The sequence below is a fragment of the Sandaracinaceae bacterium genome (assembly GCA_020633055.1).
GTDB lineage: Bacteria > Myxococcota_A > Polyangia > Polyangiales > Houyiibacteriaceae > JADJJE01.
Map to the genome: position 1 here is coordinate 305,381 of JACKEJ010000009.1, position 14,723 is coordinate 320,103.

At 70.4% G+C, this 14,723-nt stretch carries 10 protein-coding genes; 8 read left to right on the forward strand and 2 right to left on the reverse strand.

Annotated elements, in window-relative coordinates:
- Window positions 1-23 precede the first annotated feature (23 nt).
- From H6726_21345 to H6726_21355, 3 genes are all read left to right on the forward strand, one after another.
- Window positions 24-914 (forward strand): LysR family transcriptional regulator, encoded by an 891-nt coding sequence (locus H6726_21345; GenBank protein MCB9660204.1) that lies wholly within the window; start codon window positions 24-26, stop codon window positions 912-914.
- A 961-nt stretch (window positions 915-1,875) separates the two neighbouring features.
- Window positions 1,876-3,075 carry a pyridoxal phosphate-dependent aminotransferase gene (locus tag H6726_21350; GenBank protein ID MCB9660205.1) on the forward strand — a complete coding sequence of 400 codons (1,200 nt, stop codon included), beginning with the start codon at window positions 1,876-1,878 and terminating at the stop codon, window positions 3,073-3,075.
- A 33-nt stretch (window positions 3,076-3,108) separates the two neighbouring features.
- A complete protein-coding gene (locus H6726_21355; protein MCB9660206.1) occupies window positions 3,109-3,666 on the forward strand; it encodes a hypothetical protein in 558 nt (185 codons plus the stop codon).
- A gap of 79 nt (window positions 3,667-3,745) precedes the next feature.
- On the opposite strand, the gene H6726_21360 is transcribed toward H6726_21355, so the two are convergent.
- Window positions 3,746-5,269, reverse strand: coding sequence for a hypothetical protein (locus tag H6726_21360; GenBank protein MCB9660207.1), 1,524 nt, complete (start codon window positions 5,267-5,269; stop codon window positions 3,746-3,748).
- Window positions 5,270-5,348: 79 nt separating this feature from the next.
- Here H6726_21360 and H6726_21365 point away from each other — a divergent pair, with 79 nt between their 5' ends.
- From H6726_21365 to H6726_21375, 3 genes are all read left to right on the forward strand, one after another.
- Window positions 5,349-5,801 carry a DUF2062 domain-containing protein gene (locus H6726_21365; protein ID MCB9660208.1) on the forward strand — a complete coding sequence of 151 codons (453 nt, stop codon included), beginning with the start codon at window positions 5,349-5,351 and terminating at the stop codon, window positions 5,799-5,801.
- A gap of 88 nt (window positions 5,802-5,889) precedes the next feature.
- Window positions 5,890-7,656, forward strand: coding sequence for an acyl-CoA dehydrogenase family protein (locus H6726_21370; protein ID MCB9660209.1), 1,767 nt, complete (start codon window positions 5,890-5,892; stop codon window positions 7,654-7,656).
- Complete coding sequence (locus H6726_21375) at window positions 7,653-8,489, forward strand: PaaX family transcriptional regulator (protein ID MCB9660210.1); 837 nt, start codon at window positions 7,653-7,655, stop codon at window positions 8,487-8,489. The genes H6726_21370 and H6726_21375 overlap by 4 nt, the downstream gene beginning before the upstream one ends.
- Here H6726_21375 and H6726_21380 read toward each other — a convergent pair.
- Window positions 8,458-9,471: a hypothetical protein gene (locus H6726_21380; protein ID MCB9660211.1), complete on the reverse strand. Its 1,014-nt coding sequence runs from the start codon at window positions 9,469-9,471 to the stop codon at window positions 8,458-8,460. The genes H6726_21375 and H6726_21380 overlap by 32 nt on opposite strands.
- Before the next feature lie 2,781 nt (window positions 9,472-12,252).
- On the opposite strand from H6726_21380, the gene bioB reads away from it, so the two are divergent.
- The gene (bioB, locus tag H6726_21385; GenBank protein ID MCB9660212.1) at window positions 12,253-13,299 is read left to right on the forward strand and encodes a biotin synthase BioB; all 1,047 of its coding nucleotides are present in this window, start codon (window positions 12,253-12,255) and stop codon (window positions 13,297-13,299) included.
- 96 nt (window positions 13,300-13,395) lie between these two features.
- Window positions 13,396-14,709, forward strand: a complete 1,314-nt coding sequence (locus tag H6726_21390; protein ID MCB9660213.1) for an HlyC/CorC family transporter — start codon at window positions 13,396-13,398, stop codon at window positions 14,707-14,709.
- Window positions 14,710-14,723: the final 14 nt, after the last annotated feature.

The window sequence follows — 14,723 nt, forward strand, 5'->3', positions numbered from 1 at the left end:
CTTCCGTGCCATCATCCCCGCGTATGGATCTGGATGCCCTCCGTGCGTTCCTCGCCGTCGTCGAGACAGGGTCGTTCGTGTCGGCCGCCAACGCGCGCCGCACGGCCAGGGCCACGCTGCGGCGCCGCGTGGACGAGCTCGAAGCGGCTGCCGGCGTGCCGCTGCTCGTCCGCACGGGGCAGGGGGCGACACCCACCGAGGCGGGGCGGGTGCTCGCCGAACAGGGGCGGCGCATCCTGGAGGAGGCGAGCGTCCTGCTGACCTCCGTCCGCGAGCTGGGCCAGGAGCCCGCGGGGACGCTGCGCGTCGGCCTGCCCGTCGGTCTCCCGGGACCGCTCATCGTCCGCCTCCTGTTCATCGTCCGCGCCCGCTTCCCGCGCCTCGCGGTGCAGCTCCGCTTCGACGAGGACCCCATCGCGAGGCTCCTGCACGACGTCGACGTCGCAGTGGGCTTCGGTGCTCCGCCGAGCGAGGGCCCGTGGACCTCCTACCGGGTGCTGGCGGTCGAAGAGCGGCTCTTCGCTGCGCGCAGCTACCTCGAGCGCTGCGGTCCGCTCGAGTCGCTCGACGCGGTTCTCGCGCAGGGCGTCATGGTGTGGGAGCAGCCTGGTGTCGACAGCGGTGTCCTCCCGTTGCGTGATGGCGGCGCGCTGCGCATCGCGCCCACCCTGCGCACGGCAGACCTGCACCTCCTGCGGCGGCTCGCGGCCGACGGAGTGGGGATCGCGTTCGCCCCCTATGTCGGCCTGCCCGACGAAGGAGCGGACATCACGAGCAAGCTCGTCCCCCTCTTCGACGACCAGGTGAGCCGCGCGCGCACCATGGTCGTCGTGCTGCCCGACGTCCTCGCTCAGAACTCACGCGTGGGCGCCGTCATCGAGCTCGCGCGGGCCTTCCTCGACGCGCTCCCCTGACGAGGGCCCGCGTGACGCCCGGTCCCGCGCCCGCACTTCACCGTTCCTCCCGCGCCTCACACACTCTGCAGTCCCGCCCATCCCCCGCGCTCCAGTCCGAACCCATCGCGCCCCACTCGTCCATCCGCCGCCCCACGCATTCTCCGCGCTCCAGCCCGAACCCCATCCGGCCCCACCCCATCACGCGCCCCGCGTCCCGAGCATCCTCCCCGCGCCCCACGAGCCCGACCACGCAGCAGAGGCGGTTGTGTTGGCCGATGAACCCACCGCGGAGGGCGTCGCCGTCTGGACGTAGTAGCCTCGCGTGGCGTCCAACAGCTTTCGTCAACCCCGGGTCGCCTGCGTCGCGCGAACGGCAGCCCGCTGATGCCGTCGAGCGTTGTTCGTCGTCCTGTCGATGCCTGGCGCGGGCACGCCTGAACACGATCGCACCGGGCCCTCACGGTTCTGCGGCACCGTCACCAGTGCGCATTTGCGCCACCGTTACGTCAGCCTCCTCCTACGCCTGACCGTGACTCCGCGAACTCCGCGCGCTCGGTCCCCATCGACGCCAGCATCGCCCCCGCGCCGCCATCGGGTTCATCCCCATGTCTTGCCGCCCGCCGCCCCTCCGGCCTGTCTGCTCGTCCCCATCGGGCACGCGCCGAGCACAGCGCCCCACCACGAACCACGCCCTGCTCGCATCGTTCTCGGCCACATCCGCCGAACCACCTCCGCGCCAGGACGGCACAACTGTCCCGTTCCACCTCGTATCAGAACAGGCCGCGCCGAGCCAGACCACTGCGCGGAGGGCGCCCGTCACGGTGTGGATTCAATGGGGAGGCACCACAGGGAGCGCCAGCGCGACCGAGCCCGTGACCAGGGCGCCCCTCCGCCGCTCTCGACCACGCAACCACCTCGCCCCCAGCACCAGGAGGAAGCCACAGTGACGCCCCCCCCCGCGTGCGCTAGGACCACGCCCATGAGCGTCTCCCTCGCGTCCCGCCTGAACGTCATCGAGCCCTCAGCCACCGTGGCCATCACCGCGCGCGCCAACGAGCTCAAGGCCGCCGGGGTCGACGTGCTCTCCTTCAGCGTCGGCGAGCCCGACTTCGACACGCCGGCCCACATCCTCGAGGCGGCCAAGCGTGCCATCGATGCCGGGGCCACGCGCTACACGGCGGCGCGCGGCATCGTGCAGCTCCGCGAGGCCATCTGCGCCGCGTCCCAGGCCCGCCGAGGCGTCACGCACACGCCCGCCGAGGTGGTGGTGTCGGTCGGCGCCAAGCACACGCTCTTCAACCTCGCGCTCTCGCTCTACGACCCGGGCGACGAGGTCATCGTGCCGACGCCTTACTGGGTGAGCTACCCGGAGCACGCGAAGCTCGGCGGGGCCACCCCCGTCATCGTCGAGACCAGCGCCGACGACGGCTTCCGCCTCACACCCGCGCAGCTGCGTGCGGCGGTCACGCCCAAGACCAAGGCGCTGGTGCTGTGCTCGCCCAGCAACCCCACCGGCGCGGCTTACAGCGCCGAGCAGCTGCGCGCGCTCGCCGACGTCGTGGCCGAGGGGGACTACTGGGTCATCGTGGACGAGATCTACGCGCAGCTCGTGTACGAGGGCTTCCAGCAGGAGTCCATCCTCACAGTCGCGCCCGAGCTGAAAGAGCGCATCATCATCGTCGACGGAGTGAGCAAGACCTTCGCGATGACGGGCTTCCGCATCGGCTGGATGCTCGCCCCCGCGCACGTGTGCAAGGCCTGCGACACCATCCAGGGCCAGGCCACCACCAACCCCACCACCGTGGCGCAGTGGGCCGCGCTCGCCGCGCTGACGGGCCCGTGGGAGCCCATGGAGACGATGCGCCGCGCCTTCGAGGAGCGCCGCGGCATCATCGTGTCCGCGCTGGCCGCCATCCCCGGCTTCACCTGCCGGATGCCCGAGGGCGCGTTCTACGCCTTCCCGGGCGTGCACGACCTCATCGGCAAGCGCGCGGGCGACACGCTCATCACGGACGACGTCGCGCTGGCCACCTACCTGCTCGAGGTGGCCAAGGTGGCGGTGGTGCCCGGCACCGCGTTCGGCGCGCCGGGCTACCTGCGCATGAGCTACGCCGCCAGCCCGGAGCAGATCCGCGAGGGCGTGCGCCGCATCGCCGAGGCCGTCTCGCAGCTCAGGTGAAGTCGGACCGCGGTCCGTGGTATCACTGTCCGCATGTCCGGGGGTGTGCCCATGGTCGCGGGGTCCAACCTGACGGTGTCGCGCCGCGTCGCGCGTGACATCGTGGGACCTGTCGTGTTCGAAGCCGTGCTGGCGGAGCTCTCGAGCGAAGAGCGCGCCTCGTACATGGACAGCACCGCGGTCTCGTGGGTGCCCGTCGCGCACATCGACGCCGTGATGGAGCGCCTCGCGCAGCGCTCTGGCCGCGTGCCCGAAGAGCTCGTGATGGAGCTGACGCGTCGCGTGCAGGAGGAGATGCTCCACACGCTGTACCGCGTGCTCATGCGCGTCACCACGGACGCCGCGCTCATCGAGCGCACGCAGACCTTCTACGCGAAGGTCTACGACACGGGCACGCTGTCGAGCGTCTTCCCCGCGCCCGGGCGCTGCGAGGTCACGCTGTCGGGCTGGCCCAGCATCTCCAACCTGCAGATCGCTGGCTTGGGCGCGGGGGTGGAGACCACGCTGCGCTGCGCGGGTCGCAAAGAGGCGCGCGTGCACGGCCGCCGCGCGGACGACGGCGCGTTCTATCAGTGCGCGTGGCGCCGGTAGGCGTGGCACCCACGTATGCCGACGCGACGACGTCGAGAGACCACGACGCCGCGTCAGCCGACGCGCGGTGGTGCAACTCTCAGCGCCGGCGGCGGCGCACCAAGAGGCCGAACACCAACAGGCACGCGACTCCGAGCGGGACACCGCCCGAGCCCGAGTGGCTGGCAGGCACGCGGCAGCCGCACGCGCCGCCGGAGAGCGTGCCATCGTTCGGCACGAACACGGCGCCGTCCGGCATCATGATGGCCCCGTCCGGCAGCACGACTGCGCCGTCGGGGATGACCACGGCCCCGTCGACCATCACGGACCCGTCGGGGCTGACGACGGCCCCGTCAGGGCTGACGACGGCCCCGTCCGGCTGCACGTCCGCGTCCATCGCCACGCCCAGGTCGGGCATGGGCGGGAAGGGCACCGTGGCCCGCAGGTCCAGCGTGACCGTTGGCGCGTCGGGGTCGTTGGTCTCCACCTCGGCCAGCGCCATGACCGGGCCAGGCACGGTGGGAGCGAAGGTGATGGCCGTGCGCGCGAACCCGCCGGGCTCGATCACGAGCTGATCGAACTCCGAGGTGAACGGCTCGGGCAGCGTCGTCATGTCCACGTACAGCGTGGCCTCGCCGAAGTTGCGCACGGTGGCGCGCAGCACGCTGGTGCCACCCAGCACGGTCTCGGGAAAGTCGAAGCGCGTCGAGGTGAAGCGCACGTCGGGCAGCGGCACGTGTGCTGGGACGGTCGTGAACACGGCAGGGCCATCCGACTCGAATGCCTGCAGGGCGAAGCTGCTGATGTCGATGCTGGCGATCTGGAAGGTGAAGAACTCCACCGTGATGACGGGGATGAGCTCGATGCCCACGGCGTACTCGAAGCTACCGACGGGGCGCGTGGGGATGTCTTGGAACGCACCGAAGCCGGCGGCGGCGTTGACGGGTCCGACCAGCGTGCCCTGGCTCTCGGCCAGCACGGTGACACCGTCCACCAGCATGTTGTCGGTCTGGTAGCGCGTGGTCATCGTTCCGCGGATGTCCAGTCCACCGCCCACCGAGAGACCCGCGATGACGGGGACGGAGAAGTTGGCGACGCGGATGCGGGAGGTGTTGGTCACCAGCGACACCGGCCGCCCCGCCTGGCCGGGGAGGAGCAGCGGAGCGAAGGCCTTCGAGCCGCGGAACGCCAGGTCAGTCGGCAAGCCCACTGGGATGTCGAAGGTTCGGTTGATGCTCGCGATGCCCACGTCGATGTCCAGCTTCAGCTGCACCTCGAACACCAAGCCGAAGTCGATGCTGAGGTTCCCCATGCCCTGGTCACCGGTCAGATGCACGGTGAGGGCGGAGGGCCAGTCTGCGCGCAGCATGCCCGTCATGTTGGCGGCGCTGCGACTGAGGAGCCCGAAGGCGGCGCGGATGCTGACCGGCGAATTGCGTGGGATGAACCCCGTGTCGAAGCCGATGTCGTCGAACAACCGCGCCTCGCCGCGCCAGGTGACCGGCACGTTCTGACAGCGGATGTCGTCTGGGGCGCACATCTGCGCGGAGCTCGTCGTGGGCGCGAGCCCGAGACAGACCACGACCACGCCCACCACGGGCAACCAACCAACCGAGCGAAGCATTGTCATAGAGTGCCAAATTGACCCCCAGCGCGTCAATGCGGCCACGGCGGATCTGTGTCGAAGTGGTACACTTCGCCGCGTGTTCGGACCCCTACGTCGGGGCGTGTCCCGGCTGCTGCGTTTGAACGGGACGCCGCACGGCATCGCGCTGGGCTTCACCCTGGGGCTGGGCCTGTCGCTGCTCCCGGTCCCCTTCGCGGGCATGCTGCTGGCCTTGGCGCTCGCGCCCATGCTCGACGCGAACCCCGCAGCGACCTACCTGGGGACGGCCGTGGTCAACCCCGTGACCATCGCCGTGTTCTACTTCACGGAGCTGTGGATCGGGGCCTCCCTGCTGGGACTCCACGCGCCCGGGTGGGAGGAGGCGCGCGCCTTCGACGCCGCACAGTGGTGGTCCGTGTTGAAGGAGCTGCTGCCCGCGTTCGCGCTGGGAGGGCCCTTGCTCGGCCTCGCGGTGAGCGCCGTCAGCTACCCTCTGCTGCGGTGGCTTGTGCAGCGTTATCAGCGAAATCAGACGGCTGGAGAGGGCTAGATGAGGCGGACGGCTCGATGGACGTCGGCACCCTGGTCTCTGTCATTACGGATTTGCTGAACATGTTGGTGTTGTGTAATGTTCGCTCATGCGCGAGCCCAACCTCGGAGAGACCCACGCGGTCACGAACGTCAGCAGCGAGCTGAGCGACACCAACTTGTTCCTCACGGACACGCCCCTGGTCGAGGCGGTCGCGCGTGAGGGCGGCGCGTGGGGCCTCGAGAAGGTCGCGGACTTCGGCGCGCTCACGGGCCGGGCGGAGCACCTCGAGCTGGGTCACCTGGCCAACAAGTACACGCCCGAGCTGGACACCCACGACCGCTTCGGGCGGCGCGTGGATCTGGTGCGCTATCACGACGCCTACCACCAGCTGATGCGCACCTCGCTCGAGCACGGTCTGCACTCGGCGCCCTGGACGGACCCGAGGTCGGGCGCGCACGTGGTCCGCGCGGCGCACTCCGCGCTGCAGGGGCAGGTCGAGGCGGGGCACGGCTGCCCGGTCACCATGACCTTCGCGTCCATCCCCAGCATCCGCATGCAGCCCGAGCTGGCGGCCCAGCTGGAGGGCAAGATCCTCGCGCGCGGCTACGACCCCCGCAACGTCCCCATGGCGGAGAAGAGCGCCATCACGGTGGGCATGGGCATGACCGAGAAGCAGGGCGGCTCGGACGTGCGCGCCAACAGCACGCGCGCCACGCCGGTGGGTCAGCCGGGGCCTGGCCAGCTGTACGAGCTCACGGGGCACAAGTGGTTCCTGTCCGCGCCCATGTGCGACGCGTTCCTGGTCCTGGCGCAGACCGAGCCGGGGCTCGCGTGCTTCCTGGTGCCACGCTGGCTCCCGGACGGGCGCAAGAACGCGCTGAACGTCATCCGCCTGAAGGACAAGATGGCCAACCGCTCGAACGCGTCGAGCGAGGTGGAGCTGCGCGGCGCGCAGGGCTGGCTCATCGGCCAGGAAGGCCGCGGCGTGCCGACCATCATCGAGATGGTGGGGCTCACGCGCTTCGACTGCATGGTGGGGAGCGCGGCGCTCATGCGCGCTGGATTGGCCAACGCGCTGCACCACTGCGGCGAGCGCAGCGCCTTCGGGGCCCGGCTGCGCGACCAGCCGCTCATGCAGAACGTGCTTTCGGACCTGGCGCTCGAGTACGAGGCGGCCATTGCGTTCTCGATGCGCATGGCGCGCGCCCTCGACACGCGCGAGCACGACGCCCACGAAGGCCACCTGCTGCGCGTGGCCACGGCCGTGGGCAAGTACTGGGTGTGCAAGCGCACGCCGCAGCACACCTACGAGATCATGGAGTGCATCGGCGGCAGCGGCGTCATGGAAAACTCCGTGTACCCGCGCCTGTTCCGTGAGTCGGTCATCAACCCCATCTGGGAGGGCAGCGGCAACGTGCAGTGCCTGGACGTGCTGCGCGCGGTCATGAAGAACCCCGAGGTGATGCGTAGCTTCCTCGCCGAGGTGAAGCTGGCCCAGGGCGGCAACGCGCGCCTGGATGCGTTCGTCGCGGGGCTCGAGCAGCAGCTGGGCGCGCTCGACTTCACGGACATGCGGAGCGTGGAGTTCGCGTCGCGGCACGTGGTGGACCAGCTGGCCCTCGCGTTCCAAGGGGCCCTCCTGGTGCAGCACGCGCCCAGCGCGGTGAGCGAGGCGTTCTGCAGCTCGCGGCTCGCGGGCGGACACCATCAGTACGGCGCGCTGCCCGTGGGCACCGACGTGCAGACCATCCTCGAGCGCGCCGATCCCGCCGTGAGCGCGGACGTCTCGCGCTTTGCGTCGGCCGTGGCCGCGGCGGGTGACGCGTCGGTCCTGACCAGCCATGCGCCGAGCGGGGCGCCGGCGCGCCCGTGAGCACTCCTACGGCGCGGCGCGTGGTGCTGGGCCTGCTCCTCGCCAAGGACGGGGCGCCGCTCGCCGTGCGCTACGCCATCGCGGCGTGTGCCCTGTTCGGCATCACCGAGAACAACGTGCGCGTGACCCTCGCGCGCCTGTCGGCGGAGGGGCTGATCGAGGCCAGCGGTCGCGGCGCATACGTCATCGGCCACGCGGGCGCGCGGCTGAACGCGGCGGTGTCCGAGTGGCGTCGTGCCGAGGAGCGCGTGCGCCCGTGGGAGGGGCGCTACGTGATGGTGCACACGGGGCCCCTGCCACGCGGCGACCGGCGGGTGGTGCAGCGACGTGAGCGTGCCCTCGCGCTCTACGGGTTGCGCGAGCTGGAGCGGGGCCTGTTCGTGCGCCCCGACAACCTCGCGGGCGGGGCCGCTGCGCTGCGTCAGCGCCTCGTGGCCGTGGGGCTCGAGCCCGACGCCGCGGTGTTCGACGCGGGCGGCTTCGACGATGTGCGTGAGGCGCGCATCACGGCGCTGTGGGACGGGCCTGCGCTGACGGCGGCGTACCACGCCGAGCACGAGCGGCTCACCACGTGGCTTGCGCGCGGCGCGGAGCTCGAGCCCGAGGTGGCGGCGCGGGAGTGCTACCTGCTGGGCGGCGCCGCCATCCGCCAGGTGGTGTTCGACCCCTGGCTGCCCGAGCCGCTGGTGGATACGGCGGCGCGGGCGCGGTTCGTGGCCACCGTGAAGACCTTCGACCAGGCTGGCAAGGCCATCTGGGAGGCGTTCGGCGAGGGGCACGCGAGGATGCCCGTGCCCACCGTCAAAGGGGAACTTCGCCCGCGGACCCACTGACCGTGCGCCCGAACGCGCGCCGGCCGAGCGCGTGCCAGACGGTGAGCGCAAGCGACAGCGCCTGAACCACCATCATGCCGACCGAGCGCGGCAGATGGCCCGCGCCGATCAACAACAGCAGCGCGACCCCGCCCACGCGCTGCCCCGCGTCACGGCTCGTCGCCGCGGACAGGCTGACGCCCGCGACGATGCCCAGGATGGGCACGTAGAGGGCCACTGCGTGCCGCAGCGCGTCCAGCTGGAACACGCCGAAGAACACCGGCGTGAAGTCTTCGTCCAGCACCCAACGCCACACGGCGAGCGCGACCATCACCACCAGGCCGAACGCCAGCGTGCGGTAGCGGCCCCGGGCGTCGAAGGCGCCGAAGGCGGGACCGAAGGCGACGGGGATGAGCAGCCACAGGGCCTCGTTGGCGACCTTGATCTGACCCGCCAGCCGAGGGGCCTGACCTATCTCGAGCACCAGGACCGCCAGGGACGAGAAGACCATGGCGGCCCACAGCGTGAGACCGAGCTGCATGCCGCGGTGCCGCGCGCGGAGGCCGACCACCGCGAGCAGCGACATGAGCATGTAGCCCCCGGCGCGCCCAAGCATGAGCTGTCGCTGTAGCTGGACGCTGGGCTCCTCGGTCAGCGCCAGCGTCAGGGTGGCCAGGAAGACGCCGCCGAAGATGGCCAGGGAGAGCCGGCCCACCAGGGGCACGGCATCACCCCTCCGCGCGATGCGCGAGACCATCACCATCAGCGCCACGGACGCACTGAGCGTGGCCAGGTTGAAGCCAAAGGTGGACATGCGCAGCCATAGCGAGCGCGTCTCCTGCGGGATGCTGTCTCCCAGGGTCAGCAGCGCGGCGCGCCCCAGCAGGAGGTCGAACAGCACGCCCACGAGCGTGAGTCCGACAAACACCGGCACGCGGATGATGGGCCCCGGCGTGGCGCTCGTTGCAGCGTTCTGGGGCTCCTGGCTCGGGTCGTCACGCACGAGGCGGTGACGCTACGTCGTTGCGCCCGGGCTGTCCACACCCGCGGTGGAGCGCGGAACTCGGGAGTCCGGCTGGCTCCATGCGGTGGTGGGTTGCGAGGGGGTTGCGCGCGGGAGGGGGGAGCTCCGCGCCCGGGCTCGGTCGCGCAGGCGCTCCCTGCGGTGCCTCCCCCATTGCGGCGCGCCAAGGCGCTTGCAATGGGGCCCGTGCGCCAGGCCAAGCCTGGAGGAGAAGAAGATGAGCTGACGGATCACCAACACATCGAAACTCCAATGGAGCCCAGCGGGTGAGAGTCCCGCCCGGCAAGGCGGGCAGCCAGCCGGAAGCGAGTCTTGCGTGGTGGTCGGGCAACCGGCGCTGCGAAGCGTAGACAGCGAGCGTGTGGGCTGTGTGACAGAGCCTCGAAATATTGCTTAGTGGTGCCGGCCGACGTTGTGGGTCCAGCGGAAGGCAACACCGCCGCTCGGAGTGCCAGCCGAGTGGAGGCGGCATCGGGGTCGAAGAGCGGGCACGCACGCAAGGCCCCAGGAACCTGGAGATCCCAGGTCTCTCGGCAATCACCGGTCACGGGGACCGGAGACCAAACCAGGCTCGGACAGTCCGCGCGCTGCAGTGTCCGAGGAGCGAACAGTGCGCGCCGCGGTACCGCCGAGCAGGCAAACGGCGAGGCGGATTCCGAGAAGTCGGGTCGCCCGTAGTACCGGAGAAGCCAGCAACGAAAGCCCGGAGGAGCTGGTGGAGAAGGCGGCCAGGCGGAATCGAAGAAGGAAGATGGCTGAGACACTGAACTCAGGGACATCTCACGAGACCGATCGAATAGCGGAATGGCGAGGACACACCGGGGTCAGCACTCCGGTCGATCACCCGCCATCGATCTGGAATGGCTGAAGAGGCGCACCAACGGACCCGCAAAGACGGGCTGTTGCGTTCAGACGGCGACTACGCGCAGGACGGAGGCGAACTCCAGAGTCTGCCGACCGCCTCGTCGGGAGCCTACCGGGCGCCACCGGTGACGGACCTACATCCCGAAGGATGGAGGAAGAGCGGCCACTGGCATCCGACGTTCGAAGCGGTGCTTCAGACGGCGGTCAAGATGCTGCTGGAGGCCGTGCAGGAGGACTCTGACTGCCTACGGCTTGCCGGGCGCTCACCGATGCCTGCGGTCCGTGGCAGAGCGCGATGTCGGCGTGGTGGATCGAGGTGACATCAGTCGTTCTTCGACTCGATCGACCCGGTCATCTGCGCGACATCTCGACCAACGGTGACGACGGACTGTCCGTCGCGTGCTCCAAGTGGCTGAACGCCGGCGTGATGGAGGACGGGCAGCACAGCCGCACGGACTCTGGCACGCCGCAGGAGGATCACCTGCTCGCGAACGTGTTCCTGCACAACGTCTCGACACGTGGTTCGTCGGGAGGTGCAACCGCGCTCCGCGGGCGCCCGAGCTCATTCGCTTCGCGGATGACTTCGTCGTTTGCGAGCATGAGCTCGACGCGAGGCGGTGCCGCCGTGCTCCCGAAGCGATTCGGAGTACGGCCTGCGGCTTCATCCGACAAGACGCGCCTGGTCCGCTTCGGCGGCCCGACGGGCGTGGCGCGGGAACGACCGAGACTTCGTTTCTCGGCTTCACCACTACTGGGGAAGTCGCGAAAAGTACCGCTCGTGAAGCGAAGACGATGGCGACTCGGATGCGGAGGGCAATCCGCGCGATCTGGGAATGGTGTCGACACCGCGAACCGGTCGACGGCAACGCGTCACCCTCGCTTCGAAGCTGCGCGGGCTACGCCTACGGGATCACGAACAACAGCCGAGCGCTCGCGACCTACTTTTGAGGTCACGCGAGCATGGCGCCGATGGCTCGACCGGCGTGGCGGCAGAAGGGAGATGACCTGGGAGCGCTTCGCGGCGCTCCTAAAGCACCACCCCCTGCCACCGCCCCGCATCGTGCACTCAGCGCTTGGTCGCCCAGCGAATCCACGCCGCTGAAGAGCCGGATGCAGTAGTCCTGCACGTCGGACGGAGCCCGGAGTGATCCGGGCCACCGACCGACACCCGGGCGCGGAGCTCCCCCCTCCCTCGGTCACGTCTCGGGGCTCGACGGGCGCGGCGGTGCGGGGGACTCGCGAGGTCCGCTTGGGCGCGGAGAAGGCTCGGCTGAGCGCGACGTGGGGCGGCGGGGGCGCGCCTGCGCGTGATTGAAGGCGAGGAATCCAGGGCTCGGACTCCCGAGTTCCGGTGTCCCCGAGTCGCACGTCCCTGGTCCCGGTGTCCCCGAGCCCCGGTTCCCGATCCCCGAGTCCCGGTTCCCGATCCCGTTTCGCAGTTCCCGATCCCCGTTTCCGGGTTCCCGAGCCCGAGGCGCGCGAGGCCGAGCCCACCGGGCGAGCACCGTGCTACCCCGACCTCTCCGCGCGGCCCGCCCCAAAGCGTCCCAAACCTCACCCCGAGCCAAGACGCCACCAACCCAAAGAGCGCTCAGGCGAGCCACCCGGGCCACGGGAAACGGGGAACGGGAATCGGGAAACGGGACACGGGGACCGGGACACGGGGACCGGGGACACCGGGACACGGGACACGGGGTTCGGGAACCGGGGACACCGGGACACGGGGTTCGGGAACCGGGACACGGGACACGGGGATCGGGAACCGGGACCGGGGACACCGGGACACGGGGATCGGGACACCGGGACATCGGGAACCGTGACACCGCGCCCCGCCTCCGCCGGTTTGCGCTCCTCCCCGAAGCGTACATCCTGCTACCCCTCACGAGGTATTCGACGATGGACGAGCAGAGCACCCCCGACATCCGCCACGACTGGACTCAGGCCGAGGCGCAGGCCCTCTTCGACTTGCCCCTGACGGACCTGGTGTTCCGTGCCCAGGCCGTCCACCGCCGGCACCAGCCGCCCGACGCCGTGCAGCTGTCGACGTTGCTGTCCATCAAGACGGGCTCGTGCCCCGAGGACTGCGGCTACTGCTCGCAGAGCGCGCGCCACAAGACCAAGCTCGAGTCCGAGGCGCTGCTGAGCGTGGACACGGTGCTGGAGAAGGCGCGGCAGGCCAAGGAGCTGGGCGCCTCACGCTTCTGCATGGGCGCCGCCTGGCGCAGCCCCAAGAAGGACAGCCGCCAGTTCGAGCAGGTGCTCGAGATGGTGCGCGGCGTGCGCGCGCTGGGCATGGAGGCGTGCGTGACCGCCGGCATGCTGGACCGGGAGCAGGCGGACCAGCTCAAGCAGGCCGGGCTCACGGCGTACAACCACAACATCGACACCTCGCGCGAGCACTACGACAAGGTCATCACCACGCGCACGTTCGACGACCGCCTGGACACCATCAAGCACGTGGCGGACGCGGGCATCCACGTGTGCAGCGGCGGCATCCTGGGCCTGGGCGAGGGTGAGTCCGACCGCGTCAGCATGCTGGTCACCCTGGCCACGCTCACGCCGCACCCGGAGAGCGTGCCCATCAACGCGCTGGTGGCCATCAAGGGCACGCCCCTCGAGGACCAGCCGCCCGTGGACCCGCTCGACATCGTGCGCGTGTGCGCGGTGGCCCGCATCATGATGCCCGGGGCCATGGTGCGCCTCTCGGCCGGTCGCGGCGAGATGGGGCGCGAGGCGCAGATGCTGGCCTTCATGGCCGGCGCCAACAGCATCTTCTACGGCGACCAGCTGTTGACCACGGGCAACCCCGCGCACGAGGAAGACCTGGCCCTGCTGAAGAAGGCGGGCATGCGCGCGCTGGTGCCGGCCGACCGCGAGGCGGGCCGCCCCGAGGCGAGCAGCGAGAAGCTCCCCGCGACCCAGGCTGCGCAGCCCGTTGCGTGAGCAGGCAGTCCGTGCGCCCTCGTGGCGGTGCGGCGAAGGTGGTGACGCGCGCGTCGGGTTGGTAGGCTCGCGCGCGATGTACCTACGGAGAAGCGCATGACGACCTTGTTGATGGTCATCGCGGTGTCCCTCGCGATCTCCTCACTGTGCTCGGTGCTCGAGGCGGTGCTGCTGTCGGTCACGCACGGCTACGTGGCGCTGCTCGAGAAGGACGGCGACCCCAGCGGCCCCATCCTCGCCAAGCTGCGCCGCAACTTGGACGAGCCCATCGCGGCGATCCTGACGCTGAACACCATCGCGCACACGATCGGCGCGGCGGTCAGCGGCGCGATGGCGCTCGAGGTGCTGGGCAGTGAGTGGATGGCCGCCTTCTCGGCCGCGCTGACGCTGGCCATCCTGGTGCTGTCGGAGATCATCCCCAAGACCCTCGGCGCTCGCCACTGGCAGGCCCTGGCGCCCGCCACGGCGCGCATCCTCCAGGTGATGATCAAGGTCATGTGGCTCGTGCTCGCGCCACTCTCGCTCCTGAACAAGCTGATCGGCGCCAAGGGTCACGGCGGCAGCACCATCAGCCGCGCCGAGCTCGCGATCCTGGCCGAGATGGGCCGGCGTGAGGGGCAGATCGAGGAGACCGAGTGGCGCGTGGTCTCGAACGTCATGAGCCTGCGCGGCACCCACGTGTCCGAGGTGATGACGCCCCGCACCGCGATGGTGTCCATCCCCGTCACCGCCAGCCTGGCGGACGCTCAGCAGCGCATGCTGGACACCGGCTTCCTGCGCATGCCCGTCTACGGCGAGGGCATCGACAACATCGTCGGCGTGCTGCTGGCGCGTGATCTGTGGCGCGCCACGCGCAGCGGCGGCAGCGACCTGAGCGCCATCATGCGTGACCCGCTGTTCGTGCCCGAGACGACGCCCGTGGACGACCTCATCAGCGAGATGCGCAAGCGGCGCATCAAGATGGCCTTCGTGCTGGACGAGTACGGGGGCACCTCGGGGCTGGTGACGCTCGAGGACTTGGTCGAGGAGATCGTCGGCGAGATCCACGACGAGCACGAGGTGGACCCGGTGCCCTTCGAGCGCGTGGGGCCCAACGAGGTGCTGGTGGCCGGCTCGGCGGCGCTCTCGGACGTGGCCCAGCGCTTCGACGTGGAGCTGCCGGTGGACCTGTACGACACCCTCGGGGGCTACGTGTTCGGCGAGCTCAAGCGCCTGCCGGGGATCGGCGACGAGGTGCCGTTCCCGGGCGGCACGGTGCGCGTCCTGGCGATGGACAAGCGGCGCGTGACGCGGGTGAGCGTGACCAGCTCGGCGGTGGTGGAGCCCGACGAAGAAGACGAGCTGGCGGCGGAGGCGGCGTCGGCGCGGTCCAAGAGCGAGCACCCGAAGAGCGACCCTCCCGCGCACTGAGCGCCGGACGCGTG